The organism is Oceanobacillus neutriphilus (assembly GCF_014645515.1).
Classification (GTDB): Bacteria; Bacillota; Bacilli; order Bacillales; family Amphibacillaceae; genus Oceanobacillus; species Oceanobacillus neutriphilus.
This window is the reverse complement of sequence record NZ_BMLW01000015.1, coordinates 106,957-130,682: the sequence shown is the minus strand read 5'-3', so window position 1 is coordinate 130,682 and position 23,726 is coordinate 106,957. Positions and strand designations below refer to the sequence as shown.

At 38.1% G+C, this 23,726-nt stretch carries 28 protein-coding genes and 1 riboswitch; of the genes, 9 read left to right on the top strand and 19 right to left on the bottom strand.

The window, feature by feature from the left end:
* Positions 1-10: 10 nt before the first annotated feature.
* The 3 genes from IEX29_RS22030 to IEX29_RS22020 are packed head-to-tail and all read right to left on the bottom strand — an operon-like array spanning position 11 to position 1,129.
* Positions 11-244 carry a hypothetical protein gene (locus IEX29_RS22030; RefSeq protein WP_188737271.1) on the bottom strand — a complete coding sequence of 78 codons (234 nt, stop codon included), beginning with the start codon at positions 242-244 and terminating at the stop codon, positions 11-13.
* Complete coding sequence (locus IEX29_RS22025) at positions 234-686, bottom strand: DUF948 domain-containing protein (RefSeq protein ID WP_188737269.1); 453 nt, start codon at positions 684-686, stop codon at positions 234-236. The genes IEX29_RS22030 and IEX29_RS22025 overlap by 11 nt, the downstream gene beginning before the upstream one ends.
* Positions 683-1,129 carry a DUF948 domain-containing protein gene (locus IEX29_RS22020; RefSeq protein ID WP_188737267.1) on the bottom strand — a complete coding sequence of 149 codons (447 nt, stop codon included), beginning with the start codon at positions 1,127-1,129 and terminating at the stop codon, positions 683-685. The genes IEX29_RS22025 and IEX29_RS22020 overlap by 4 nt, the downstream gene beginning before the upstream one ends.
* 402 nt (positions 1,130-1,531) lie before the next feature.
* Here IEX29_RS22020 and IEX29_RS22015 point away from each other — a divergent pair, with 402 nt between their 5' ends.
* Entirely contained in the window at positions 1,532-2,392 is an 861-nt protein-coding gene (locus IEX29_RS22015; RefSeq protein WP_188737264.1) for a YihY/virulence factor BrkB family protein, read from the top strand.
* A 53-nt stretch (positions 2,393-2,445) separates the two neighbouring features.
* Here the strand turns inward: IEX29_RS22015 and IEX29_RS22010 are convergent, their stop codons facing one another.
* From IEX29_RS22010 to cypC, 5 genes are all read right to left on the bottom strand, one after another.
* The gene (locus IEX29_RS22010) at positions 2,446-3,627 is read right to left on the bottom strand and encodes a GNAT family N-acetyltransferase (RefSeq protein WP_188737262.1); all 1,182 of its coding nucleotides are present in this window, start codon (positions 3,625-3,627) and stop codon (positions 2,446-2,448) included.
* A gap of 198 nt (positions 3,628-3,825) precedes the next feature.
* Positions 3,826-4,299, bottom strand: a complete 474-nt coding sequence (locus IEX29_RS22005; protein ID WP_188737260.1) for a hypothetical protein — start codon at positions 4,297-4,299, stop codon at positions 3,826-3,828.
* A gap of 143 nt (positions 4,300-4,442) precedes the next feature.
* Complete coding sequence (gene gnd, locus IEX29_RS22000; RefSeq protein ID WP_188737258.1) at positions 4,443-5,849, bottom strand: NADP-dependent phosphogluconate dehydrogenase; 1,407 nt, start codon at positions 5,847-5,849, stop codon at positions 4,443-4,445.
* Positions 5,850-6,083: 234 nt separating this feature from the next.
* Positions 6,084-6,506, bottom strand: coding sequence for a CotD family spore coat protein (locus IEX29_RS27270; RefSeq protein WP_373290713.1), 423 nt, complete (start codon positions 6,504-6,506; stop codon positions 6,084-6,086).
* 244 nt (positions 6,507-6,750) lie between these two features.
* The gene (gene cypC, locus IEX29_RS21990) at positions 6,751-7,998 is read right to left on the bottom strand and encodes a CYP152 family fatty-acid peroxygenase CypC (protein WP_188737256.1); all 1,248 of its coding nucleotides are present in this window, start codon (positions 7,996-7,998) and stop codon (positions 6,751-6,753) included.
* Positions 7,999-8,152: 154 nt separating this feature from the next.
* Between cypC and IEX29_RS21985 the strand changes: the two genes are divergently transcribed.
* Complete coding sequence (locus IEX29_RS21985; protein WP_188737253.1) at positions 8,153-8,422, top strand: YesK family protein; 270 nt, start codon at positions 8,153-8,155, stop codon at positions 8,420-8,422.
* A 209-nt stretch (positions 8,423-8,631) separates the two neighbouring features.
* Here the strand turns inward: IEX29_RS21985 and IEX29_RS21980 are convergent, their stop codons facing one another.
* The 3 genes from IEX29_RS21980 to IEX29_RS21970 all read right to left on the bottom strand — a co-directional run bounded on the left by IEX29_RS21980 (position 8,632) and on the right by IEX29_RS21970 (position 11,254).
* A complete protein-coding gene (locus IEX29_RS21980) occupies positions 8,632-9,438 on the bottom strand; it encodes a hypothetical protein (RefSeq protein ID WP_188737252.1) in 807 nt (268 codons plus the stop codon).
* A 387-nt stretch (positions 9,439-9,825) separates the two neighbouring features.
* Positions 9,826-10,242 (bottom strand): class II aldolase/adducin family protein, encoded by a 417-nt coding sequence (locus IEX29_RS21975; protein ID WP_188737250.1) that lies wholly within the window; start codon positions 10,240-10,242, stop codon positions 9,826-9,828.
* 313 nt (positions 10,243-10,555) lie between these two features.
* A complete protein-coding gene (locus tag IEX29_RS21970) occupies positions 10,556-11,254 on the bottom strand; it encodes an L-2-amino-thiazoline-4-carboxylic acid hydrolase (RefSeq protein WP_188737248.1) in 699 nt (232 codons plus the stop codon).
* A gap of 128 nt (positions 11,255-11,382) precedes the next feature.
* Here IEX29_RS21970 and IEX29_RS21965 point away from each other — a divergent pair, with 128 nt between their 5' ends.
* Positions 11,383-12,258, top strand: a complete 876-nt coding sequence (locus IEX29_RS21965) for a LysR family transcriptional regulator (protein ID WP_188737246.1) — start codon at positions 11,383-11,385, stop codon at positions 12,256-12,258.
* Positions 12,259-12,441: 183 nt separating this feature from the next.
* Here the strand turns inward: IEX29_RS21965 and IEX29_RS21960 are convergent, their stop codons facing one another.
* The 5 genes from IEX29_RS21960 to IEX29_RS21940 form a co-directional block, all read right to left on the bottom strand.
* Positions 12,442-13,434: an aliphatic sulfonate ABC transporter substrate-binding protein gene (locus IEX29_RS21960; protein WP_188737244.1), complete on the bottom strand. Its 993-nt coding sequence runs from the start codon at positions 13,432-13,434 to the stop codon at positions 12,442-12,444.
* A 3-nt stretch (positions 13,435-13,437) separates the two neighbouring features.
* Positions 13,438-14,133, bottom strand: a complete 696-nt coding sequence (locus IEX29_RS21955) for an ABC transporter ATP-binding protein (RefSeq protein ID WP_188737242.1) — start codon at positions 14,131-14,133, stop codon at positions 13,438-13,440.
* 27 nt (positions 14,134-14,160) lie between these two features.
* Entirely contained in the window at positions 14,161-14,937 is a 777-nt protein-coding gene (locus tag IEX29_RS21950) for an ABC transporter permease subunit (protein ID WP_229720332.1), read from the bottom strand.
* 513 nt (positions 14,938-15,450) lie between these two features.
* The gene (locus IEX29_RS21945) at positions 15,451-16,257 is read right to left on the bottom strand and encodes a VOC family protein (RefSeq protein ID WP_188737240.1); all 807 of its coding nucleotides are present in this window, start codon (positions 16,255-16,257) and stop codon (positions 15,451-15,453) included.
* A 112-nt stretch (positions 16,258-16,369) separates the two neighbouring features.
* Positions 16,370-16,861 (bottom strand): carboxymuconolactone decarboxylase family protein, encoded by a 492-nt coding sequence (locus tag IEX29_RS21940; RefSeq protein ID WP_308423662.1) that lies wholly within the window; start codon positions 16,859-16,861, stop codon positions 16,370-16,372.
* Between the two features lie 197 nt (positions 16,862-17,058).
* Here IEX29_RS21940 and IEX29_RS21935 point away from each other — a divergent pair, with 197 nt between their 5' ends.
* The gene (locus tag IEX29_RS21935; RefSeq protein ID WP_188737238.1) at positions 17,059-17,616 is read left to right on the top strand and encodes a TetR/AcrR family transcriptional regulator; all 558 of its coding nucleotides are present in this window, start codon (positions 17,059-17,061) and stop codon (positions 17,614-17,616) included.
* 72 nt (positions 17,617-17,688) lie between these two features.
* Here IEX29_RS21935 and IEX29_RS21930 read toward each other — a convergent pair whose 3' ends face one another.
* The 3 genes from IEX29_RS21930 to IEX29_RS21920 form a co-directional block, all read right to left on the bottom strand.
* Positions 17,689-17,901 carry a transposase gene (locus tag IEX29_RS21930; protein ID WP_188737236.1) on the bottom strand — a complete coding sequence of 71 codons (213 nt, stop codon included), beginning with the start codon at positions 17,899-17,901 and terminating at the stop codon, positions 17,689-17,691.
* A 256-nt stretch (positions 17,902-18,157) separates the two neighbouring features.
* Complete coding sequence (locus tag IEX29_RS21925; protein ID WP_188737299.1) at positions 18,158-18,793, bottom strand: PspA/IM30 family protein; 636 nt, start codon at positions 18,791-18,793, stop codon at positions 18,158-18,160.
* A 24-nt stretch (positions 18,794-18,817) separates the two neighbouring features.
* Positions 18,818-19,168 (bottom strand): lmo0954 family membrane protein, encoded by a 351-nt coding sequence (locus IEX29_RS21920; protein ID WP_188737234.1) that lies wholly within the window; start codon positions 19,166-19,168, stop codon positions 18,818-18,820.
* A 317-nt stretch (positions 19,169-19,485) separates the two neighbouring features.
* Positions 19,486-19,587: riboswitch (SAM riboswitch) on the top strand.
* Positions 19,588-19,667: 80 nt separating this feature from the next.
* Between IEX29_RS21920 and IEX29_RS21915 the strand changes: the two genes are divergently transcribed.
* From IEX29_RS21915 to IEX29_RS21895, 5 genes are all read left to right on the top strand, one after another.
* Positions 19,668-20,441: an SDR family NAD(P)-dependent oxidoreductase gene (locus IEX29_RS21915; protein ID WP_229720331.1), complete on the top strand. Its 774-nt coding sequence runs from the start codon at positions 19,668-19,670 to the stop codon at positions 20,439-20,441.
* A 54-nt stretch (positions 20,442-20,495) separates the two neighbouring features.
* A complete protein-coding gene (locus tag IEX29_RS21910) occupies positions 20,496-21,797 on the top strand; it encodes a Na+/H+ antiporter NhaC family protein (RefSeq protein WP_188737232.1) in 1,302 nt (433 codons plus the stop codon).
* A 53-nt stretch (positions 21,798-21,850) separates the two neighbouring features.
* Positions 21,851-22,318 carry an S-ribosylhomocysteine lyase gene (locus tag IEX29_RS21905; protein ID WP_188737230.1) on the top strand — a complete coding sequence of 156 codons (468 nt, stop codon included), beginning with the start codon at positions 21,851-21,853 and terminating at the stop codon, positions 22,316-22,318.
* Positions 22,319-22,574: 256 nt separating this feature from the next.
* Complete coding sequence (locus IEX29_RS21900) at positions 22,575-22,913, top strand: PadR family transcriptional regulator (RefSeq protein ID WP_042530912.1); 339 nt, start codon at positions 22,575-22,577, stop codon at positions 22,911-22,913.
* On the top strand, positions 22,903-23,685 hold the full coding sequence (locus IEX29_RS21895; protein ID WP_188737229.1) for a hypothetical protein: 783 nt from the start codon (positions 22,903-22,905) through the stop codon (positions 23,683-23,685). Before IEX29_RS21900 ends, IEX29_RS21895 begins: the two co-directional genes overlap by 11 nt.
* Positions 23,686-23,726: the final 41 nt, after the last annotated feature.

Below are 23,726 nucleotides of genomic sequence, written 5' to 3'. Positions count from 1 at the left end.
GGCGGATTTCTTATTTTTCTTCTGCAATTCTATTTTCAACTTCCTGCCGAATCTCCTGAAGTTCTGTTGATTTTTGAAAGCCGTCATGATAAAGACGCTGTTCGAAATCACGGAGACGGGTTAATAACGATGGATTTTCTTCTAAAGACCGCTTCTTTTTCACATAAGTGCTCGCTGTCCAGCCTAATGCCGCTCCAACAACTGTAGTGGCAGCAATTCCGGCTTTATATGCTTTACTGCTCATGTGTATATGCCCGCTTCTCGCGTTTTAGATCTCTTTTTTTCTTTAACCAATAATAACCAAGGGCAACTCCACCATATACGCCGCCTAAGTTATTTTTACCTGAAACTTCCTGACCAACCTCTGTTTTTGTTTTCACAGAGCTGGTTACATCTACTAGAGAAGAAGAAAGCTTTCTTGTAGCATTTCCAACATCACCAACAATATAAAATAAGGGGCTTAATTGCTCCATCTTATCATTTATATCTGCTAAAGCCTGATTACTTTCATGAATGATACTCGTTGTCTCTTTTAAAATACCATCTAATTGTTCCGGCAGCTGCTGAACTGTCTTGTCAACGCCGCTTAATACACTTGCTAAGTTATTTAATAAATGACCAATAAAAATAGCTAAAATAACACATGCGATTCCAATAATAATGACGCCAATCCCTATTAATGTCATTTTACTTCCTCCCTCTGCTGATTGACTTTATTCACTTTACTTGCCTGATAGCTCTTATAAATTTGTATCGCTGCTTCGCTCCAGGTGATACCTTTCATCGCCAGGTTTAATTTTTCTTCGAGTTTAGCATCATCCAGCGCCTGTCGCTTCACTTTATAAGCTTCATTTAAGCTCTGAACAGAAGTACCTACATCCTCTAAAGATCCGAAGACACTGTCTGTTGCCTGCAGCTTCTCGTGCGTATCATCAATTAAATGATTCACTTCTTGTAAAGATGTCGAAATTTCAGGTGTAATATGGTTCATTTCCTCTTCCATTTTTACAACGGACCTGCCGAGCGAACGAATATTATAGGAAAGCCGATTTAATGTAAATGCTAAATAACAGCAAACGACAGCGAACGCGATAGCAATAAGTAAAAGTCCTACGGAAATAATAGGCATATGTAAAAATCCCCTCCTTATTTCATTGCATGTTCAAAAGGATAAAATAAACTTGCCTTTTCTGTCGGGCATTTACCCTCATTTATTTTATTCATCCATTTTTAACCGGTCTTTTTGAACAGCCTTTATAATCAATATTATACCACCTGTGAAAATAAATAAAACGTTTCTTCTCTATAATATTAGAAAAACGCAGTCAGGTCCTGATATCAGGAAATCCAATTCGGCATACAAACAACAATTTCATCATATCTCCTGTTTGCCAAGATTATATCCTTCCATTTTCGGGTATAGAGTTCATATACCGTATCTTTTCCTAAACTTTATAAATATATTTATTCCATTTTAAAAGGAATAGCTCTAGAATGGAAAAGGTATAAAATTTTATCATTGGAGGCGACTATGGATATAAAACAATTTGGCAAAGATTTTATGAAACGTTTTTCTGAGAATAATACGACTATGCTTGCAGCTGCACTTGCTTATTATTTTCTATTAGCCGTCTTCCCGCTTCTTATCGTTGGCTTTGCAATTATTCCCTATTTTAACATAAGCCCGGATGACGCTGTTGGATTTATTGGATCCATTTTACCAGAGGGACTTGCGTCAACCTTTGAAGAAAATATTATCAGCCTGGTGGAAACGCCCCGTGGCGGATTGTTAACTGTGGGGATTTTAGGTACCATCTGGTCTGCGTCAAATGGAATTAATGCATTAATTCAAGCATCCAATCAGGCGTTTGAAGTGGAAGAGACAAGACCGTTCATTAAGGTGCGCGGAACAGCTATCCTGTTGACTATCGGATTACTTTTAGCAGCAATTTCATCTATCACCCTGCTTGTTTTTGGTGATGTTATTGTTAATTTCTTAATCTCCTTTGTCGGCATCAGTGAAGGAACAGGACTTATTCTGCAAATATCACGTCTAATTATGGTAATTGTGATTGTTACTGCTATCTTGCTGGGGTTGTATCGTTTTGCACCAAATAAACATCTTCCTTTCAAGCATATTCTTCCAGGTACATTAACAGCAAGTATTCTATGGTTAGTAAGCTCTTTTGCTTTTTCTATTTATGTTTCTAATTTCGGCAACTACTCAGCTACTTACGGAAGTCTTGGAGGAATTATCATCCTGATGATCTGGTTCTTCTTAACAGGCGTTATCCTTTTGGTAGGAGCATTGTTAAATAGTATGTATCATCAGAAGAAAGTAGATGATTCCACGGCGGCAAAAGCAGAAACAGCAAGTACTAAGGAAGAATGATATAAAGGCCAAAGCTCTATTTTCTCTATATAGTGCTTCGGCCTTTTTATGATTTAGAAAAAGTCTGCTAAATATGGATGCCGTTTTTTAGGAAGGTGAGCATCCAACTTCTTTATATTCTTCAGATTTCCAGAAATAAATTCCTGCTCATAAAGCTGTTCCAATGTATTTTTGCCCATTAAAACCATCGCTAATTGTTGAACTGTCAGTGTTGTTATTATGTCCTGCCCGGCAGCATTCTCCAATTTTTCCGCAACGTGTGATTCATTTCGAAATTGAATGCGGTAAATCCCGCTATTCTCTTCAAAAATGCTATCTTCCACTTTTATTGTATACGCTTCTTCCTTTTCTGATGGAATCAAAAATGGATATACCTTCAAAAAGCCTTCTACATCTACAATTCGCGTCATAAAATATGGTTTTTGTTCTTGTTTTGCCCTCGGCTCTTCCATAAAGAGCGGTAGTAAATCATCATCAGGAAGCGTCATATGTACTTCCTTCGCCATTGAATCATGATTCGCAATAAATTGCAGCTGTCGTTTCCTGCTTTCTGGAGTAACGGTGACCCACTCATCAATGTCCATTTTATTCTCTTTTACCCTATACCTCATGTATCCATCTGCCCGTCCTTCATTATCGTAGCTAATCGCTGTGGTAAATCCTTCTTTCCCTAAAATTTTATACTCCCACCAAAGTTCATCACGTACGAGCATGCCTGTATATTGTTCCGTATAAGCCTGATAAATCTCCTTTATAATTGCTTCTTCTCCTTTTTGCATACGCCGGACATAGCCCGATATATTCTTATACTTGGGCACACGCTCCATTGGAATTGTAAACTGCATTTCATTGATAGTCATTTCCCAGCCAAATTTCCGATAAAAAGGAACACTGAACGGTGCCAAATAAGATATCAGATAACCTTCCTTTTTCATCTCAGCAATGGCGTGGATAAGCAGCTGCCGAACCGCACCTTTTCTACGATGCTCCGGCCATGTGGATACCATCGTAATTCCTCCGGTTTTTATAACCTTTCCATGAATCAGGGTTTTTAATGGAAGCAGATGAACTTTAGCTGCCAAATTCTCCCCTTCCATCCAGCCCCATACAATTTCATTTTGTTTTTCTTTCTCTTTTTTCTTCTTTTCTATCTCTTCTGGTTTGGGGGTAAATTGAAAGGCAAAAGCGGATAACTCATAAATTTCATCATTTGTAATTGGAATTTGTTTAATCATAACCATCCTCCTCTTTTCGATTAAACTGGCTTACTTCTTCTGCTGCCAGTACAGGTCAATCAATTTATCTTCTCGAGATTTAATTTATCTATAATCGACACTATATTCACTTCCTGCTTCATCCAAATATATCATTGTACGTCACTTTTTACCAAGAAGGCGTCAATCCTCAAAAAATGTTCTTTAATTAAATACTGTCTATTCGTTCTTCTCTAGTTCTAAATGATTCACAACAAATGGTACCAGTGTATTCAACGGGTTCATAATTTTCTCTGATGTTCTTTTTTCAACTAGTTGAGCTGCATCAACCATGGATAATTGAGCAACGGAAATAACTTTATGAGGCCGTTCTATATGACAGAGAAAATCAAAGAAAGGTTCGTCGATTTTAATAATTGGAACAGAGATAGAAAGCTGTTCTTCCTTTAAAACAGCAATATAGTTTGTACAGGTGATAAGAATAGCATCAACACCACATTGAGCAATCCACTCCATTTGTTCATTCACTCTCTTTTGAGCATCTGATTCTTGAAATGTTTCATCTGAATCAGCCCGATACAATAACCCCGGATCAGTAAGATGAACCAATTCAATATCATATGCGGAAAAAGCCTCCTCTATATACCCTATATTTGAATAATGAGCATGTAAGCAGCCTAATCTTTTTCTCAACTTTACCCCGTCCCTCAACAGATATTTTAAATATTGCTTGTAAACATTCTTCAGGCTTAGATAAAAAAATCCCGGAATCAAAGCTATCTGACTCCGGGATTTTCTATAATTATCACACACAGGAAACGTTTCTTACATTACCATTAAAACCATTGAGAATGGAAGACGCCATCCTTATCTTTACGCTCATAAGTATGTGCGCCAAAATAATCACGCTGTGCCTGGATTAAGTTAGCAGGCAGATTTTCTGAACGATAGCTGTCATAATAAGCAATCGCACTTGCAAATGTAGGCACTGCTACACCATGTTGTACTGCTAAAGATACAACCTTACGAAGAGAAGCCTGATAGCCTTCTACAATCTCCTTGAAATATGGATCCAGCATAAGGTTTGGCAGATCCGCCTCACGATCATAAGCATCTTTGATTTTTTGCAGGAAGTTTGCACGGATAATACATCCACCGCGCCAAATCATTGCGATATCACCGTATTTTAAGTTCCAGTTATTTTCTTCAGAAGCTGCGCGCATTTGTGCAAAGCCTTGTGCATAAGAAACAATTTTACTCATGTAAAGTGCCTGGCGGATTGCTTCGATAAGCTCTTCCTTGCTCTCTGATACTTCTGCTTTAGCAGGGCCGGTTAATACTTTGCTTGCATTTACACGTTCTTCTTTTAAGGAAGAAATAAAACGGGCAAACACAGACTCTGTAATTAATGGAAGTGGTACTCCTAAGTCCAGTGCGTTTTTGCTTGTCCATTTCCCTGTACCTTTTTGGCCCGCTTTATCAAGAATCACTTCTACCAACGGCTTGCCGGTTTCATCATCGATTTTCGTGAAAATTTCTGCAGTAATTTCAATCAGGAAGCTGTCCAGCTCTCCTTTATTCCATTCTTTAAATACCTCATGCAGTTCTTTTGCATCTAAACCGGCAACATTCTTCATTAAGTCATAGGCTTCAGCAATTAACTGCATATCTCCATATTCAATACCATTATGAACCATTTTCACAAAGTGCCCTGCACCATTTGGTCCAATGTAAGTAACACATGGCTCACCATCTACTTTGGCAGAAATAGCTTCAAAGATTGGTGCAACCAGATCATAGGCTTCTTTCTGTCCGCCAGGCATCATAGAAGGTCCCTTTAGAGCTCCTTCTTCCCCGCCGGATACACCAGTTCCAATGAAATGAATACCTGTTTTATCTAATTCTTCATTACGGCGCATGGTATCTTCATAGAGAGTGTTCCCGCCATCAATTAAGACATCTCCATCCTCTAAATATGGCTGCAGGGATGCGATCGTTGCATCTGTCGCAGGACCAGCTTTCACCATAAGCATAATTCTGCGGGGCTTCTCAAGAGATTGAACAAAATCTTCAATCGTCTTTGCACCATAGAAGTTTTTTCCTTTTGCTTCGTTTTCCATAAAGTGTTCTGTCTTTTCATAGGTACGGTTAAAAACAGACACCGCAAAGCCTCGGCTTTCTATATTTAATGCAATATTTTTTCCCATCACGGCTAGGCCAATAACACCAATTTCCTGCTTCATATATACTCTTTCCTCTCTGACTAAAAAATTTAAAATGAATCTTTTTTTATTATAACGGATTTCCGCTATAGAAACCAACCCTCACGTTTTCTTTTCTTAATAATGAGATAAATCAGACGAATTATCATGTCCATTCTGACTATAATAGGTTGCTCAAAATCCATAAAAAAATCACCAATCCGCAGCATCACATTAGACTGCGAATTGATGATTTTTTATTCAGATCCTAATCCTTCAGCATCCACAAGGGCCTTGGGGTGGGCAAGGATGATGCGGTTTTCCGCACATAATATGCTGTTCTTTAATATCATTTACAACAGATTCTGTATGAGGAAAATAGTGTTTGTGTGTTGTCATATGCTTGTTAACGTTTGTAGTGTGACTAGGATGTACATGCTTTACCTCAGTATTAGAAACGTTTGTTTTTACGTATTGCTTTGTTGGAGATACTTGTGTCGGGCCTTGTTGTGTAGGTGATACTTGTGGAGCACAAAATTCCGGCTGCATTTGTTGTTGCGGCATTTGCTGCATTGGCATTTGCTGTGACATATTATTGCAGTTCCCATTTCCATTCATGCCATTCATAGAAGCTCCTTGTACCTGTTGGTTTCCCCAGCCTTGATTGAATTGTCCTTGATGATGTTTACTACCTCTCACCGTAAAGGACCTCCTTTCCATTTCTTTAATCTTTCTCTATAGACTATGTACACTCATCATACTCGGTTTGATATAAAGACCTATTTTTCAGGAATTTCTCTTGTATTATTATCCATAATAAATTCCCTGACAGGCAGTATGCAGACTGTCAGGGAATTTTACGAGCAAATTTTTATTGAAGGCACTATTACATTAAAGTATTATTTTGGACAAGGAAGCCCTACAGCAATTTTATTCACTCTGATCACCTTTTCAATCGCGCCTCTTTAATAATCACTCCGCTTCTCGGAACCGGCGGAATATCATTCATTTCATAACTTAAATCCTGTTCTGTAAATTCAAAAGAAAGATTGTTCACGAAAAAATCAAGCGTTGTTTTTAATACATCTATTGTCATCCATTCACCGGCACAACGATGACCGATATTGAATTCTCCTCCGCCTTGCGGAATAAAATTAAACGGTGATTGCTCCCATGCTTGAAATCGTTCCGGTTGAAAGCTATCCGGTCTATCCCAAAGGTCCGGATCATGATTTGTACCGTATAGATCTAATAAGGTTAATGTTCCTTCTTCAAAAATATATCCATTCCAGTTGAAATCTTCTTTAACCCGCGCAGGAGCAACAGGGAAAAATGGATAAAATCGTCTTACTTCCTGAATAAAATGCTGTAAGTCTTCCTCAGACTCCAATTTTCCCACTTCCTCCGGATAATCATGAACAGCCAGGAGAACAAAATCAATATATACAGCAATTGCTGCAATTGGACGCAATAAATTTAATAATTCGACTGCAGCGATTTGAACATCAAGTAATTCACCATCTAAATCGCGGTGCATTGCAAAATGATATACCGGGCTGTCCTTGCTGACCTCTGCAGATTCTTTGCGTATCCGCTCTAGCAAACCTGCAATCCGCTCCTCCGCCCTGGACCTGGAACTTCTTGCCTGCCAATGGTTCCATCCGACCGTCCCGGCTTCCTCAAACATGTCGCTTAGTTGATCTGCCCATTCCGGCACTTCTGATTCCTGATAAGGAACTCCTGTCCAGCGCAAGGCGGCTTGCGTTAATACATGTTTTGCTGCTTGATAAATTTGTATTTCCGTATTGGAATGTTGTTTTATTTCCCGCTCCCATTCTTCCCGAATAATAGCAGTCATCTCTTTTAAACCTTCCTGTGTCATAAGCGACATAAACATAGCTTTTCGATGATGATGCTCTGCACCATCTAACCCTTGAACTCCCCCTTCTCCAAATAATGTCTTCTGAATTCGGCCGGGGGAGGCATCTTTCCGGGAGAACCTGGCATTATCATAAAAAAGCTCTGCCTCTTTCTCGCCAACCATACAAATCGTTTTTTCACCCAGAAGTCTTGTTTCAAATATACGTGATTCAAATTTATCCGAGCGATTGGTTACAAAACGATACCCTTCATCTAAAAGCTTCAGCGTATGATCCAGACCTTTGTCTTTTGGCATATGTGTGTCCGTCATTTTAATTCACCCTCCATAAATAGTATCTCTTAATAGTATCGTTCCTTTTTTATTTCCAATTTAAACAAAAAAAGAAATTAGATTAATTACATTCACACTTGGGAAACTATATACAAAGAAGGTTAAAATTTAGTCAGTTATTGGAGTGATAAGAATGGGATTTTTAACAGGATATTTGCCAATCATGGTTGGTATTGGTGCTATTCTATTTTTAATAAGTATATTTTTAAAGGAAAAGCGGATCGTTCCGCCAATGGTTGTCAGCTCACTCAGCTTAATTTGTATATTTCTCAGTTATTTCTTTGAAGGGAGAGAGGAATCTCTTATAGGTGATATAAGTCTGGCTGCTTTTATCGGCTCCACAGTTGTTCTTATACTGATGGTGATTATTTCCTGGACACGTACACATCCAAAAAACAAATAATAATTTAAACCAAAAAGAGCTGTCCCCTTATTGGGAGGCAGCCCTTAAATAATTGGGTTATGAATTGCAGTAATCGGAGAGGACGGGTCAATTAAATTTTATGAAAAGGCCTGTAACGCTGTTATCATCCCAAGGCAGTATTAATAGATAAACAAAAACCAAAGCAATCCTGAGACTGCTCTGGTTTTTTTAATAATTTATTAAAAGTCTTATAACTCCACACCAACTAAGTAATATGATGCTACAATAAGTACCAGCTGATACACTGCCAGCGTCCAAAAAATATCAAACCGGGATTTTTCCATCAGTGCTAAGAATAAATAAACATGTATAAATCCAAATAATAATAATGAGAACACGTATGTCACCATAAATAAATCCACAAGTACTAAACCAATAAATAATGTTACTAAACAAAACACAAGAACATATGGAACATTGACAATTGCATACTTTGTCAGTAAATCTTTATGCTCCATCGTCCGGTTTCCAAAATGCTTAAGTAAAATATATAGTGAGAAATATCCGATAGCAAATGTAAGAATCCAGGATACAAACGTTTTTAAGAAAAATGTGAAATTAATATTGCTTAAAAAAGAGAGCGCTCCGTCAAATCCATATTTATAAAATAAATAATGACAAACACTGACAAGTATAGCTAATAAAGCGAAGATAATGACACTTGTTTCTACTTTGATTGCCCGGCTGGAATGAATAAGAGCGCTCGGCCTTAATATCGCACCTAATGCAATCTCTTTTGTTTCGTTAAAGCTTTCCTGAAAATCAAATTGGGAAGACTTTTCTTTTTTAGGCTGTTCTGCTGCAGTCGCGCTGGCCTGCGCTTCTCCCTGCTGACTCTGGTCCGCCTGTATATTGTTTGTTTCGGCTTGGCCGGGAGCATATTGATCCGGAATTTCTGTCTGCCCGGTTTCCTCATTCACCTTTTCTTCATTAGGTGCCGGCTGCGTGTTTTTCTCTTCTGCATTTTCTTCCTGCTTCTTATCATCTTTTTCCATCCTATCACCTCATGCTTTTTTGATTTATACTATTTCAAACGAATCATGATGGAAAAAGGTTTCATTCCTGTACCATGATTGTTATTACAGTATATAAGATTACCTTAGCATAAATTCAAAATTTTCAAACCCAAAAACGGGAGAAATGGCGAGAAAAGAGGATATATGACAAAAAACAGGCCGGAAGTTTTACACTTTGAAATAACAAGTCAAAAGTCCTGTTAACAATAATAAAATCCAGTCTTATTTTACTATATACTTACCCTCTGTTTTTAAATAGCCTCCCTCCATTATCACCAAGAAAAATAATCCCATTTCATTACCTATTATATAAGTCATGAAAGGGATTATTACTTTTTCATTTTATCAGCTTATCTTTTTTATAATTTAAGCTTTAACCTGGCCATAAGTCTGAAATTTCTCCAGCATAAAATCCATCTCTTCATCACTTAGCAGCACCGGTTCTCCAATCGATTTTGCACGATAATAGGTTTCTGCACAACGTTCAATCTCCTCTGCAATAGAAAAAGCATTTGGCAGATCGATAGATCCTGTTAACAGGCCATGATTTGCTAAAAAACAGGCATATCGATTTTGCATTGCTTCATATGCCTTCTCTGCAAGATCCCAAGTTCCAAATGATGCATAATCAGCACATTTAACATTGTTACCACCAGCAATAGCTAAATAATAATTCGATGCCGGCAAATCCCACCGCAGGGTTGCTAATGTTGTACTATAGGTGGAATGTGTGTGGACAACTGCCCTAATATCTTTTCTCTTTTGGTAAAAGATACGATGCATATCCAATTCACTGGGATGTTATATTAATATCAGTTTATTGTAATCGCTTTCTATAATAAAGAACATTTGATCACAGATTTTATCGTGATGTAACATAAACAGTTGGATGTATAAAAGGTAAACACGTAAAAAAGCCCGTCACATCTATGGCGGACGCTTTATCAGTATCATGTTTGACTACATAAAAGAAGCAAAGAGATTAGCCTCTTCCACAGGTCAATTACATAAAAATAGTGATTTTCCACCGTTGGAAAATCACTATTTTTCATTTGAGATGAGACTTTACTTCAGCCTCTCTTCATCCATTCCTAACTTACTTCTTCATTTGAAATTGGAAGTGACATTGTCCTTCACGCAGCACATATTGGTCATGTACTACTTCAAAATTTTCATTATAGCCTTTCGCTACAGAAGGGTCGATAACCTGACAATAAAGAATGCCGTATTTTCCCATATCATCGTCTGCCCATTGCTGGCCGAATGGGCAATACGTAAAGGTTTGTTCCACTTCATTCTCTTTATACACCGTATCAACCTCAAATAATTCACTGCGGGCCATATCATAGTTTTTCAAATAGTTATCAGAGTTATTTTCTAAACCATTCGAACGGGCACGCTGGGCAATACCCTCTCCTCGTTTTCTGCCGTATCGTTCAACAGCACGTCTGATAACATCTTCGCCCTCTTCCTTATATTTATCAACTACCTGTTTGGAAATTTGAGCAAACATTTTTGAAAAACGTGCAAAAGTTGTCAGGTCTGCATATTTTTCTTCTCCCTCAACATCCTGCGGTAAATATTGATAAAAGGCATGGTTTTGGCCTTCTGCTGTTGCTTTTTTCGCCATTGTCTCTGCATCTTTAAGACCGAATGCTTCCAGCCCTTGCTGTACAAGCTTCCGTCCTTCATCTTCACCATATGCTTCGGTTATTGAAAGATGGAGTTCAGTAAACATTTTCGCCGTAATAATATCCATGGACAAAGCTTTCATCATTAGCTTTTCTTCACTCATCCTATCAATCTCCCCTAAATTCATATTAATTTACTTGGTATTTATTCTATTATAAAATAAAATCAACTATAAATCTAATGAATGTTTTTATCTGTAACTATGAAAAAAATTAATAAGAGGAGTGTATTATGCCTACATTATCCCAATATCTCGCCTTTCATACGTTAATTGAAACAGGGAGTTTTACCGAAACCGGTCTGAAGCTGAATCTGACACAATCATCGATTACGCATGCGATGAATAATTTAGAAGCAGAACTGGATATCCCTTTGATCATCCGGAATAGAAATAACATTATTTTAACAAGCAACGGAAAGATCGTCTACGAACACATCTCGAAAATTCTGCAGGAACAACAGAAGCTTGAGAATACCGCAGCCAATTTAAAAAACCTGATCAGCGGAACAATCACAGTCGGCGTACTTCCGAGTATTTCTTTAGTGTTGCTCCCAAAGGTATTATCCTATTTTGAACAGCAGTATCCGGATGTTACTATCCGCCTGATGGAGGGAGATTACGACCAAATTGAAAATTGGCTTCAGCATGGTGTGATAGATATTGGATTTATTGCACAGCCTGCACCTGAGAATTTAGTATTCGATTTCATTTTTGATGATGAGCTTCTATGTATTATGGCAAAAAATCACCCTTTAGCTGATGAAGAGAATCTGAAACTTCATCAATTAAAGGATGAACGCTGGATTATGCCGAAGCAGAATATTGACCGGGATGTACTGCGCATCTTATCGGAGCACAAAATCAATCCGAATGTGGTATATGAATTATCGGTCGATCAAGTGATTTTGACTATGGTAAATGAAAACTTAGGCATTTCGATTGTTCCAAAATCCATTCTCCGCCATGCACCGGCAGATCTTGTTCAAAAGAATTTTTCAGAGCACTATACACGAACAGTCGGGATCGCCTATAAACGAAATACCTCTCCCTCTCCAGCAGCAGTTAAATTTGTGGAAATATGTAAAACATTTGCATCACACCTGTAAAACAGTACATGCTGCAATGCAAACAGCTGATGTTATTGTCTTTTATCTTAAAACCCAGCTCAATTCCTGCTCCAATATTCTTGCACAGACAACTCTATTTGAACTCACTTCAAGAAAAATGATTATATTATTCTTCAAGTATTGAAAAAGAGGCTCTGGCAGCCTCTTTTTTATTCCTCTAAACTATTCAATATTATCCGGAAAAACAGATTCATCTAAATCATACGCATCTACCGCTTCCTGCACGCTGATTTCATTATCAATCAATCCCGCTTCATAGAATGTATCTGCCAGCTGCTGCTGATTCGCAATAACCTCTTTTGTCATCTTTTGAACACCAAAATGACGGCGCTCATTCGCAACCTCCAGCGGTTCAGGCTCTAACCCCAATTCGTCAGCTAATATTTCAGCCGCTTCTCTTTTTTCTTCATTTGCCCACTCGTCCATATTTTCTAATTCCTCTAAAATGATAGTGAGTGCTTCCGGCTGTTCTTCAGCAAAATTATCTCTTGCTAAATAGAAAGTACGATTTTCGATTAAGTCTGTTCCATCAAGAATCATATGTGTTTCATTTTGATCCTCTACGATTGCATAGAACGGATCCCAGATTCCAAAAACATCAAATTCATCATTCGAAAATGCAATTAAACCTTCCGATGCATCCTTATAAAACTTCATATCTACTTCATCCCAGCCGATACCAGCCTGCTTTAAGGATTCCAGCAGGAGGTAGTGCTGGTTCCCGCCATTGGTTACACCGACTACTTTCCCTTTTAAATCTTCTAATGTTTCAATATCAGAACCTTCCCTTGCCAATAATGCAACACCTTCCGGATAAGGCGACTCAGAGGCCACATAATTAACATTATGCCCGCCGGATTGCATGAGAACACTATGTACATCTGATGAATGGCCAAAATCAATATTATTTGTATTTAATGCTTCGATAAGCGGTGCACCCATCGAGAATTCTCTCCATTCCACATTGTATCCAGCTTCATTTAATGCTTCATCTAAGGTTCCGTGCGCTTTTAACAGATTCATTGTATTCCCTTTTTGATAACCTAACCGAATCGTCTCGCCATCTTCAGCTGCATCTGAAGCTGAATCATTTCCACAAGCTGCCGTTACAGCTGCTAAACTAAATATAATAAGTGCAAAGAGTAATTTCTTCATTCTTTATCCCCCTACGATTTTATCCAGTATATTTTTTTCATAGCTTGTAAACTTTTCATCCCGTTCCCGCTGCCTCGGTAAATCGATCTGCTTGTCCATTTGAATGCCGCCCTCATCCAGCACAATAACCCGGTCCGCTAAGTGTACGGCTTCGGATACATCATGTGTTACCAAAACAGAAGTGAATTTTTGTTCCTGCCACAGTCCTTCAATTAAATGCTGCATCTCCATCCGTGTTAACGCATCCAACGCTCCCAAAGGTTCATCAAATAACAAAACATCCGGTTTACTGGCTAAGGCTCTCGCAAGTGCTACACGCTGCTTCTGTCCACCGGATAATTCATCTGGCCAGGCATCTTTTTTACCATCTAATCCTACTTTTTCTAACGCTGCTTCCGCTTCCTTTATACCCACACCGCCAATAGCGACATTCTTTAAAATACTTTCCCAGGGAAGAAGACGGTCGTCCTGGAACATAATCCGTATATCTGATCTCTTTGCTTTTCCATCCGTATAAGCTAAGGAACCGCTTGTCACATTTTCCAACCCGGCAATCACTCTTAACAGCGTACTCTTCCCGCAGCCGCTTTTCCCTACTATTGCTGTGAAGCTTCCTTTAGGTATGGATAAATTAATGTCTCGCAGAACCTCGTTATTGCCAAAACTTTTCCCTACATTTTGTAACTCAATACCAAACATCTAACCCCTCCAAACTTTCCCTGTCAGTTAATTCTTCCGATAAGCCGGGTTCCATTTCAGCAAGCGCTGTTCACAGAGTTTCGCAATAAAGTCGGACAGCTTTCCTAAAATCGCATAAAGCACAATCGTCAGCACCACAACATCCATCTGCATAAATTCACGGGCTGTTGTCGCCATATATCCTATTCCTCCTTCAGCGCCAATGGTTTCCGCCACAATTAAAGAAATCCATGTTACTCCGAGCGCATAGCGAATCCCGACCAGAATATTCGGCATCGCACCAGGAAGAATGATATTGGTAAATAATTGCCACTTGGACATGCCATATACTTTTCCCATCTCTATTAATTTGCGATCCACATTCTTGATACCGCTAAATGTATTGATATAGATAGGAAACATAACCCCGACTGCAACAAGAAATATTTTAGCACTCTCTCCAATCCCAAACCATAAAATTACTAGCGGAATAAGCGCTAAATGCGGAATAGTCCGTATCATTTGAATAGATGTATCCGTCAATTTTTCAAAAAACAGAATCGTTCCATTAAATAAACCAAGCAGAAAGCCGATTGCGCCGCCTATTGCAAAGCCGATTACAGCACGTTTTGTGCTAATGTACACATTCTCCTGAAGCTCTCCTGTTTGAAATAAGCGGATTCCTGCTTCGACAACTTCAAATGGTGTCGGCAGCATAGTGGATTTAATAAGATTAAGCTGGCCAAGCACCTGCCATAAAATCACAATAACAATCGGTAATAACCAAGGAAATATCTGGTTATTATACCATTGATTCTTTTTCACTGATCGTGCCCCCTTATATGTATCTTATTCTTTTCAACAAGCTTCCCCATCCCATATTTATTCTTCACTAGCCTGTTTCATTTTAACTCATGAAAAAATGGAAACAGATTTTTCAAATCCAGTTAAAATCCTGAAAAATTAGAGTACATCCTTTCTATATATGTATACTTAAAAAAACGATAAAATCTGTTTATATAATGAATAACGACTCAATTATAACTTTACCTCTAGGAATTGTAAACATTAATTTTTCTAAGAAATAGCATTTATATTACTGTACCATATTCCAGATAATAAAACGCTAAATTTTTATGTAACAGGTTTTTTCAACAGATAAATGACAATAAGCCATACCTGTTTTAAGACTAATTAAATAATTTTTGTTTATATAATGAAAGTTAAAAATCAAGTCCTCACACTATCTGTCCAAAAAAATAACCTCTTCACTATGAGAGGTTATACTTCGTTAAGCACATTAATCTGTATATTAAATTAAGCCGGCAGAGCAGCAAATTAAATAAATCGGTACAAAGCATCCTTTACTTCAAATTGTTCTTGAATGCTTCCTCCTGAGAAATTCACGATAAAAGGTTTCTCTCCTCTCCGCTTCAGTGTATCAGAAACAATTCCCTCTCCATCAGGCTCATAAAATATAATATCTCCACCCTCCAGCTTTAAACGGTGTCCTATTGCACATAAAGCTTCATCGTTAAAAGATTCTCCCTGCTCTAAACTCAAGTAAGCTGCCCATTTTTCTATTACAGATTTTGCATTATTTACAGCAATTCCAACAGAGGCCAATGAAACGGCTCCTCTTTTATGAGCGGCAATCGTTCCTTGCTCTTTCAACCCTTGCCGGCGTTCTTCGTCTGGTTCTTCCCATTCAATAAAGAATGGCAAGGCCAGCTCCTCTTCCGGATCCCCGGCAAATAACAGCTTCCAGCTTATCGTACTGCCATCTGGTCTTTTTCTTCCCAGAGGAACGGGGCCAATTACCTCCAGACCAAGTGATTTCAATCGTTCTGCTTCCTTCTCAAGGTTACGGGATCTTAATGCAATTCGTGATAAGCCTGAAGTGTAATTATCTTTTTGAAATGTATCCCCCAGGCTGTATTTTTCAGCGGGCTGATCAGCTAAATGCTTATCAAACACTCCAATCAGCTCGATATAGCTTAAATCAAAATAACTGAGCGCGTTGTATGTTCCACCATTATCATGCTTTCCGCCATTAACTGCATGGAGGCCAAGCTCCTTCAACGCCTCTCTGGCTTCTTCCGGACTATCAACAAAATGAACAAGGTGGTCAAACTGAAAATGCATCTGTCTTCCTCCCTTTTTACATTTTATTGTATACGAAATAGCTGATAAATTGAAATATCATAACTGAGATTCTTCATGATATTGCTCATTGCACTGTATGCTGTTTTCATCTCTATACTTCAGCATGATTCCCCATCGCAATGGACAGCCTGTTCCACGTATTAATTTGAATAATAACCATCACTAATTCCACATATTCTTTTTCGCTGTAGTGTTCTCTCGCCAACTCATACAGCTCATCACTGACACCGTTTTCCGAAACCAGCGTCATATTTTCTGCCAATGCAAATGCTGCCCGCTCCTCTTCTGCAAAGATCTCTGCTTCTTTCCAATTCTTCAATTTATTTATCTTTTCATCAGACACCTTTAACTTTTTGGCTGCCTTCGTATGCATATTCAAGCAATAAGAGCATCCATTAATTTGTGAAATCCTGATTTTAATAAGCTCCTTCAGCTTCCTGTCAATAGAGGTTTTCCGTACATATTTCTCGGCATTCATAATGGTTTCCAACGCAGCCGGGTCCACTTTAAAATAGTTTATACGATTATCCATTTTCATCATTCCCGCTGCTTTTACAATACCTTTATTAATCAGATTCGCCATACCAATTCTCCTTTTTTAGATATTTGTAAAATCTGCCTGTTTCCTTGAAAATCTGCTTCTTTCACCTAAAAATAAGTGCAACATTTGTTGCATTTTTAAGGTTATCGTATACTAGCATTAGCGAATTAGCAATACATTCTCGATAAGTCCTACAAACTGCCTTGATCTGTGGGATTTACAAAGAGGAGTGAGTCAAGATGACGCATACAAGTAACAACCCCTCTGCCATCAGATCTCAGGAATGGCTGATGGAGGCACTTTTGTTCCTTTTGGAAGAAAAACCGTATCATAAAATCTCTATTAAGGAAATTGCTGAAAAAGCAGATTTAGACCGGAGTACCTTTTATCGTCATTTCAATTCCAAACAAGCTTTACTGGAACGATACCTGGATTCTTTGGCTCAGGAGTACCTGCGGAGACTGGAAGCCGGAGAAAATATGGATATGGGAAAAGTAGCGAAAATTTTTATCGCATTTTGGATAGAGCACATAGACTTTATCCGGGTGATTAGAAAAAATGATTTAGACGGTTTGCTATTGAAGGCTTTTAATAAGCATTTACCCTCTATTCATAGACTGACTAAAGACAAATTTTCCTACTCCATGAATGAAGAGTATATGGAGTTTGCTTTAGCTTTTAATGCAGGCGGAATGTGGAATATTCTGATGAAATGGGTGGATAGTGACTTTGCACACTCTTATGACGATCTGCTAAAAGCTTTTGAAGAAATTAGCCGATTTAACTTTTTTAGATAAGAAAAAACAAAGAAAAAGTGAGCATTACTCCTTAATTAAGAGTCGCTCACTTTTTAGTTCAGCTATATCTATCTATTTATCAGCAAGATTTTTAATTTCCTCTTTGCTCAGCTCTGTGATTTCTGCTATCTCATTGATTGGCATTCCTTTTGCTATCAATTTCAATGCTACTTCCTTGTTTCTTTTTTGTATACCTTCTTCTATTCCCTTCTCGAAATATGAATTTGGCAGCTGCAACACGACTTCCTTCTCCTCTTCCGGCAAGTTTTCAATTTCCTCCATCATTTGTGCTTCCTCCTCTTTGTTTAGTTTCAAATAGGTCTCGAAAAATCCATATAGGAGTTCCATTTTGGCCGGATCGATTTTCATCCGGGTAATCATACGCAGAAATTCTATTATTAATTTATTCTAATTAGCTTCTAAATCTTTAAAAGCGTCCAACTCCTCCACATTACATATTGTAATGAGAGGGACTGGACGCTTTAAAATTATCAAATCCGTCAGAAGTACTTTGATAGTTATTCATTTTTACCGGCAAATACTAGTTTATTTCCTTTTCATCTAATTGCTTCTCGATTGCTGCAATTTTGCTGTCAAACGTGCTTCGGTAGTATGAGCTGTTTACTTTGTATTCCAGGTTTTCAATATATTGTTCCATTTCTGCAAACTTGGAGAATGGTTTTTCTGGTGACTCTTCCACTACTCTGTTAATTTGATGATTTGCTTTGGCGATATTTTCACGTCCCATTAACTCCATACGACGCAGGTGCATATCCTTTAAGCGATGCTTCATCTCTTCGTATTTCTGCTCCAGGTTCCCAAGCTCGGTAATAGCTACTTCTCTGGAAGCTTTCATACGATCTGCACGGTTTTGATACTCTTCATGCTCCTTTAAAGCAAATTCATGCATTTCTTCTTCCTGAGCACGATCTGCGATTTGTGCCTGATTTAAGCGTTTGTCTGCAAGCTCCTGTGCTTTCATATACTCACGAGCAAACTCTTCTTTTAATTTATATTGGCGGTCAATCAGCTTTCTTACTTTTTCTTTTTCCTGTTCACTTTGGCGTAAATAATGATTAAGCGCGGCAATTGGATTTTTTTGCTCCTTTTTATCCATCATTGTGTGTAAATCTGCTGAAATCGAATCCTTCATTCGAGTGAAAATATTTGTTGTCATCATCAATCTCTCCTTTTATATTTTTTATTTGTTTAACTCTGCCCACTGCTTTTCAAAATTTGTAAATGGATCATCATCTTTTATTTCGTGGACAACAGAGCTTTCCGGTTTGTTCCAGTTTTTATAGATAAGGTAAAGTGCGTATGCTGCTGCAACTCCTAAAACGGCATAAATGTTAGAGAATGTGATGCTCACTACTACTAATCCGAGTATCACCCAGCCTACTTTTGCAGCAATTGAATCTGTGCTGATAAATTTTTTAAAGCATATATATAGCAGCCATACGCTTAACGCCAGTAATACCATTGGGCCTAAATTTGCTAGAAGGACAAGCACTGCAATAAGTCCTCCGACAAACAACATGAATTTTTTCATTTTGTTTTTCCCCTTTCGTTATCGTATCTTTATCTTACCGGTTCTGGCATTTCCCCGTAATGAGCCTGAGAAATATCTTTGACTAAGCCTTAGGGTCTATTTGCATCTAAACCACAGTTAAAGGGCGTATACATAAAGAACAAAAAAAGTGAGTAACTCCTTGTATAAGAGCTGCTCACTTAATGGTCGATCATTTATATTTGATTATTTATAATCCGCTGCGTTAAATAAATTCAGAAACAAATATTGACTTTCAAATTTATTTCTTGTATCTTATTACTATTGATTACAAAATTCATATTCTATAAATATATAATTTCTTATCTAGAGAGGTGGAGGGACTGGCCCTTTGAAGCCTCGGCAGCGGACTATATCAGTACTGTGCCAATTCCAGTAGCATGAAAGCTTAGAGATAGGAAGAGAAAAATAATTTATTTCATTTTTACCTCTTCTTTTGATTTAAGAAGAGGTTTTTGTTTTGCTCTTTATCAAGAAAGGAATGTTTATGATGTACACAATGGATTTAACAGGCAAGGTCGCGATTGTAACTGGCGGAGCCAACGGAATTGGCAAGGCAATTGTGAACGCACTTCTGGATTGCGGGGCAAAGGTTGCTGTAGCTGACAAAACAGAAGTGCCGGCAAATACAGCGGATAATATTTTATATGTTGCCACCGATGTATCAAAAAGTGACCAGGTAGACAAAATGGTAAAGCATGTAACCAATCATTTTGGCAGATTAGATATCTTAGTAAATAATGCCGGAATTTCTACAATGGATTATTTTGTTGATATCAAGGAAAATGACTGGGATAAAACAATGGATGTCAATGCAAAAGGAGTCTACCTTTGTATGCAGGCGGCAGCTAATGTGCTTAAACAGCAGGGAGAAGGCGGAAAAATTATCAATATTTCTTCGCAGGCCGGCAAGAACGGTTATCAGCTTATGGGAAGCTATGTTGCTTCAAAGCATGCTGTTCTTGGAATGACAAAGGTTGCTGCTCTGGAGCTGGCAAAGGATAAGATCAATGTGAACGCCGTCTGTCCAGGTATCGTTGAAACAGATATGAAACGGACAGAAAGAACGATTGGCGGCGAGCTTCGAAAAGTTGATGCGGAAGCAATTGAACTCGAAGATAACTCCCAGGTTCCTTTGGGAAGAACAGGAGTGCCGCAGGATATTGCAAATGTTGTTATCTTTCTGGCTTCTGCTTATTCGGATTATATGACAGGGCAGGGAGTAAATGTTACCGGTGGTATGACCATGAACTAATCGTTTTTTATATTCCATTATCTGAAGCAGATAAAAAAAATCAGGAGGATTTCAATGGCGAATCAAGAAAATAAAGGTAGTCTATTGGCGCTTTTACCATTACTTATTTTTGTACTTTTATTTATCGGCACAGGATTAATTACAGGCGACTTTTCCAATATGCCCATTAATGTTGCTATCATTATTGCATCAGCTGTCGCATTAGCGATGAACCGAAAAGAGAAATTATCTGCAAAGCTCGAGATATTCACTAAGGGCGCAGGGCATTCAAATATCATGTTAATGGTTGTTATCTTCATTTTAGCTGGAGCCTTTGCTCAGACTGCTTCAGAAATGGGAGCCGTTGAATCAACAGTTAATATGGGGCTGTCATTTATTCCAAGTAATTATTTGATGGTCGGTTTGTTTATTGTCGGTTGTTTTATCTCTCTTTCCATGGGGACATCTATGGGAACGGTAGCTGCACTTGCCCCTATTGGTATAGGGATTGCTGAGCAGACAGGCATTCCTATGGCATTAGCGATGGGAACAGTAATAAGTGGAGCAATGTTTGGGGACAACCTGTCTATGATTTCAGATACAACTATTGCCGCAGTCCGGACACAGCATACAAAAATGAGCGATAAATTTAAAACAAACTTTTTTATCGTTTTACCAGGTGCTATTGTAACAGCTGTTATTCTCTGGTTTATCACCCGTGGCAGCTCTGTTGAGTTAACTGGTGAATACCCTTATGAGATTATCCAGGTTTTACCCTACATCGCTGTTTTAGTTTGCGCTCTTATCGGAATCAACGTTCTTATTGTTCTTTTTGGAGGAACTATTCTAGCCGGTATTATCGGATTACTTAATGGTTCTTTTACCGGCACGGGCCTTATCCAGGCCGTTTCCCAAGGGGTATTAAATATGCAGGATATTGCCCTGGTTGCTATTTTCATTGGCGGAATGATTGGCATCATCCAGTATAATGGAGGTATTCAATGGCTTCTGAATGCTGTAACCAGCAGGATAAGGACGAAAAAAGGTGCAGAATTTGGGATTGCCGGATTAGTAAGTGCCGCCGATATCGCAACAGCAAATAATACCATTTCAATTATTATGACGGGACCGTTGGCAAAAAATATTGCAGATGAATATAATGTTGATCCGCGAAAATCAGCCAGTCTGCTGGATATCTTTTCAGGCTGTTGGCAAGGTCTTGTTCCTTATGGTGGGCAAATGCTTGCTGCCGCCAGTCTCGCAGCTATTTCACCTGTCAGTATTATGCCATATGCGATTTATCCAATGATGCTTGGAATATGTGGTATCATCGCTATTTTAATTGGCTTTCCAAAATTTAAAAAAGCTAGAAACTAAAAAAATAAAGCATAACATGTTAAACTAAAGAAAAAAGAAGGAGCGTATCAACTATGGTAAAAGCAATGAATGTAGAAAGTTTTAATTTGGATCACACAAAAGTGGCAGCACCCTATATCCGTTTGGCTGGAACAACAAAAGGTGCAAATGGAGATGTTATTTATAAGTATGATCTGCGTTTGAAGCAGCCGAATAAAGGACATATGGACATGCCGGCACTTCATTCACTGGAGCATCTAATGGCTGAATTAATTCGAAACCATCATGATACAGTAGTAGATTTTAGTCCAATGGGCTGCCAAACTGGATTTTATTTAACTATTTTAAACGATGATAACTATGATGCACTTCTGGAAACAGTAGAAAAAACATTAGAAGATGTATTGAAAGCAGAAGAAGTTCCCGCATGTAATGAAATTCAATGCGGTTGGGCTGCGAGCCACAGTTTAGAAGGTGCTAAGGAATTAGCAAAAGAACTGCTGGACCATAAAGATGAATGGAACAAGGTTTTTGCAGAATAAATTGAAGAAAATTGTTAAAAAAATCCGGGGCAAGCTCCCGGGTTTTTTCTTTTCCTTCAAATCATCTCATCCCCCTCTCACTCCAACCTTTATATAATAAAATACAACTTCTTCAAATTGTATCTCTATTATTTCTTTAGATATCATTACCTGTTTCAAAGCAAATAAAAATCCCAACTATCTTTTTATATAAGATAGTTGACAATTACCTTTCAATCAACTATAGTATATTACAAGATAGTCAAGGAGGTACGACATGTCAGTATCTGATCAGATGATGAAGGGATTATTAGATGGAGCAATCTTAGGGCTAATCTCTCAAGGTGAAACGTATGGATATGAAATTTTAGAGAAATTAAAAGAACGGGATTTCCCGGAAATCAGTGATGGAAGTATTTATCCCGTACTGCTGCGTTTAAGTAAAAAAGGATATGTCCAAACCGAACTGAAAAAATCCGATACAGGCGGTCCAAAACGAAAATACTACACAATCACAGATAAAGGCCTGGAGGAATTAGCCGTCTTTCGAAATAAATGGTCATATCTGAATAAAGGGATGAACAATTTGATGAGGAGTGTGGAGGATGCTAAGTAAAGAAGCGGAAAATTTTTTGCTGAGTTTACGCCTGGAGTTATTAAGCCGTGGTAAAAAGGAAAAAGACATTCAGGAAATTGCAGAAGAATTAAGAGATCATTTAATCGAAGCAGAGGCCAATGGGCAAAGTGTTGAAAGTATTACAGGAGGTTCTGTGAAGAATTATATCCGCTCTATTTCTGAAGAGCTCCCACGGGACAAAGGTTTTATTAAATATAGTATTCTATTGCTTGTCTATTTGCTGGGAGTCTTTATCATTCCTGATCTTATCAGTGGAGACTTTGAATTAAATACAAGTGTTATCCTGTATAACCTTGCAGTGCTGATTATCGGAACAGCGGCTACAATCATTTTCTTTAAAACAATCGCTCAAAAATATGGAGACAGTAAAAAAACCTATTTCATCCTGATGCTATTTTATGCACCTTATATGGCTGCACTGGTCGGCGGACAATTTATTATCCGAAATCATCCAGGAATTGTTCTTGCTGAGAGCAATTTTATTGTAAACCTGATTATTGGGGCTGTTCTCTTAAGTATTTTCATTATTGTCACACTTTTCATGAAACAATGGTTTCTGGCGATATTTATATTCTTAATGTGTCTACCCAGTGTTCCTGATATTATGGCTGAGTTTTCTACTGGCAGTAACGGCTCAGAAAATGAAACCTATTTAATTATCTCTGGTATTGTGCTTATTGCTGTTAACATTACCGTAATGGGAATTTTCATATATACATCGAAAAAAGAGGATAAAAAAATTTCTAATTAAACAAGGGTTGAATAACGAAGCAGAAAGTTGGCGCAGTATGA

What these genes read in the sequence shown, in the direction of transcription:
- IEX29_RS22020 (WP_188737267.1), bottom strand. Translation starts at nt 1,129, where the DNA reads ATGCCTATTATTTCCGTAGGACTTTTACTTATTGCTATCGCGTTCGCT.
- IEX29_RS21970 (WP_188737248.1), bottom strand. Translation starts at nt 11,254, where the DNA reads ATGAGTGAAGAAAAGCTAATGATGAAAGCTTTGTCCATGGATATTATT.
- IEX29_RS21945 (WP_188737240.1), bottom strand. Translation starts at nt 16,257, where the DNA reads ATGCATTTTCAGTTTGACCACCTTGTTCATTTTGTTGATAGTCCGGAA.
- IEX29_RS21960 (WP_188737244.1), bottom strand. Translation starts at nt 13,434, where the DNA reads ATGAAGAAATTACTCTTTGCACTTATTATATTTAGTTTAGCAGCTGTA.
- IEX29_RS21975 (WP_188737250.1), bottom strand. Translation starts at nt 10,242, where the DNA reads ATGCATCGTATCTTTTACCAAAAGAGAAAAGATATTAGGGCAGTTGTC.
- IEX29_RS22030 (WP_188737271.1), bottom strand. Translation starts at nt 244, where the DNA reads ATGAGCAGTAAAGCATATAAAGCCGGAATTGCTGCCACTACAGTTGTT.
- IEX29_RS21955 (WP_188737242.1), bottom strand. Translation starts at nt 14,133, where the DNA reads ATGTTTGGTATTGAGTTACAAAATGTAGGGAAAAGTTTTGGCAATAAC.
- cypC (WP_188737256.1), bottom strand. Translation starts at nt 7,998, where the DNA reads ATGACGGACACACATATGCCAAAAGACAAAGGTCTGGATCATACGCTG.
- IEX29_RS21985 (WP_188737253.1), top strand. Translation starts at nt 8,153, where the DNA reads ATGGGATTTTTAACAGGATATTTGCCAATCATGGTTGGTATTGGTGCT.
- IEX29_RS22010 (WP_188737262.1), bottom strand. Translation starts at nt 3,627, where the DNA reads ATGATTAAACAAATTCCAATTACAAATGATGAAATTTATGAGTTATCC.
- IEX29_RS21905 (WP_188737230.1), top strand. Translation starts at nt 21,851, where the DNA reads ATGGTAAAAGCAATGAATGTAGAAAGTTTTAATTTGGATCACACAAAA.
- IEX29_RS22015 (WP_188737264.1), top strand. Translation starts at nt 1,532, where the DNA reads ATGGATATAAAACAATTTGGCAAAGATTTTATGAAACGTTTTTCTGAG.
- IEX29_RS22025 (WP_188737269.1), bottom strand. Translation starts at nt 686, where the DNA reads ATGACATTAATAGGGATTGGCGTCATTATTATTGGAATCGCATGTGTT.
- IEX29_RS21900 (WP_042530912.1), top strand. Translation starts at nt 22,575, where the DNA reads ATGTCAGTATCTGATCAGATGATGAAGGGATTATTAGATGGAGCAATC.
- IEX29_RS21895 (WP_188737229.1), top strand. Translation starts at nt 22,903, where the DNA reads ATGCTAAGTAAAGAAGCGGAAAATTTTTTGCTGAGTTTACGCCTGGAG.
- IEX29_RS21925 (WP_188737299.1), bottom strand. Translation starts at nt 18,793, where the DNA reads ATGACAACAAATATTTTCACTCGAATGAAGGATTCGATTTCAGCAGAT.
- IEX29_RS21920 (WP_188737234.1), bottom strand. Translation starts at nt 19,168, where the DNA reads ATGAAAAAATTCATGTTGTTTGTCGGAGGACTTATTGCAGTGCTTGTC.
- IEX29_RS21965 (WP_188737246.1), top strand. Translation starts at nt 11,383, where the DNA reads ATGCCTACATTATCCCAATATCTCGCCTTTCATACGTTAATTGAAACA.
- IEX29_RS21935 (WP_188737238.1), top strand. Translation starts at nt 17,059, where the DNA reads ATGACGCATACAAGTAACAACCCCTCTGCCATCAGATCTCAGGAATGG.
- gnd (WP_188737258.1), bottom strand. Translation starts at nt 5,849, where the DNA reads ATGAAGCAGGAAATTGGTGTTATTGGCCTAGCCGTGATGGGAAAAAAT.
- IEX29_RS21910 (WP_188737232.1), top strand. Translation starts at nt 20,496, where the DNA reads ATGGCGAATCAAGAAAATAAAGGTAGTCTATTGGCGCTTTTACCATTA.
- IEX29_RS21940 (WP_308423662.1), bottom strand. Translation starts at nt 16,861, where the DNA reads ATGGCGAATCTGATTAATAAAGGTATTGTAAAAGCAGCGGGAATGATG.
- IEX29_RS21930 (WP_188737236.1), bottom strand. Translation starts at nt 17,901, where the DNA reads ATGATGGAGGAAATTGAAAACTTGCCGGAAGAGGAGAAGGAAGTCGTG.
- IEX29_RS21915 (WP_229720331.1), top strand. Translation starts at nt 19,668, where the DNA reads ATGTTTATGATGTACACAATGGATTTAACAGGCAAGGTCGCGATTGTA.
- IEX29_RS21980 (WP_188737252.1), bottom strand. Translation starts at nt 9,438, where the DNA reads ATGGAAAAAGATGATAAGAAGCAGGAAGAAAATGCAGAAGAGAAAAAC.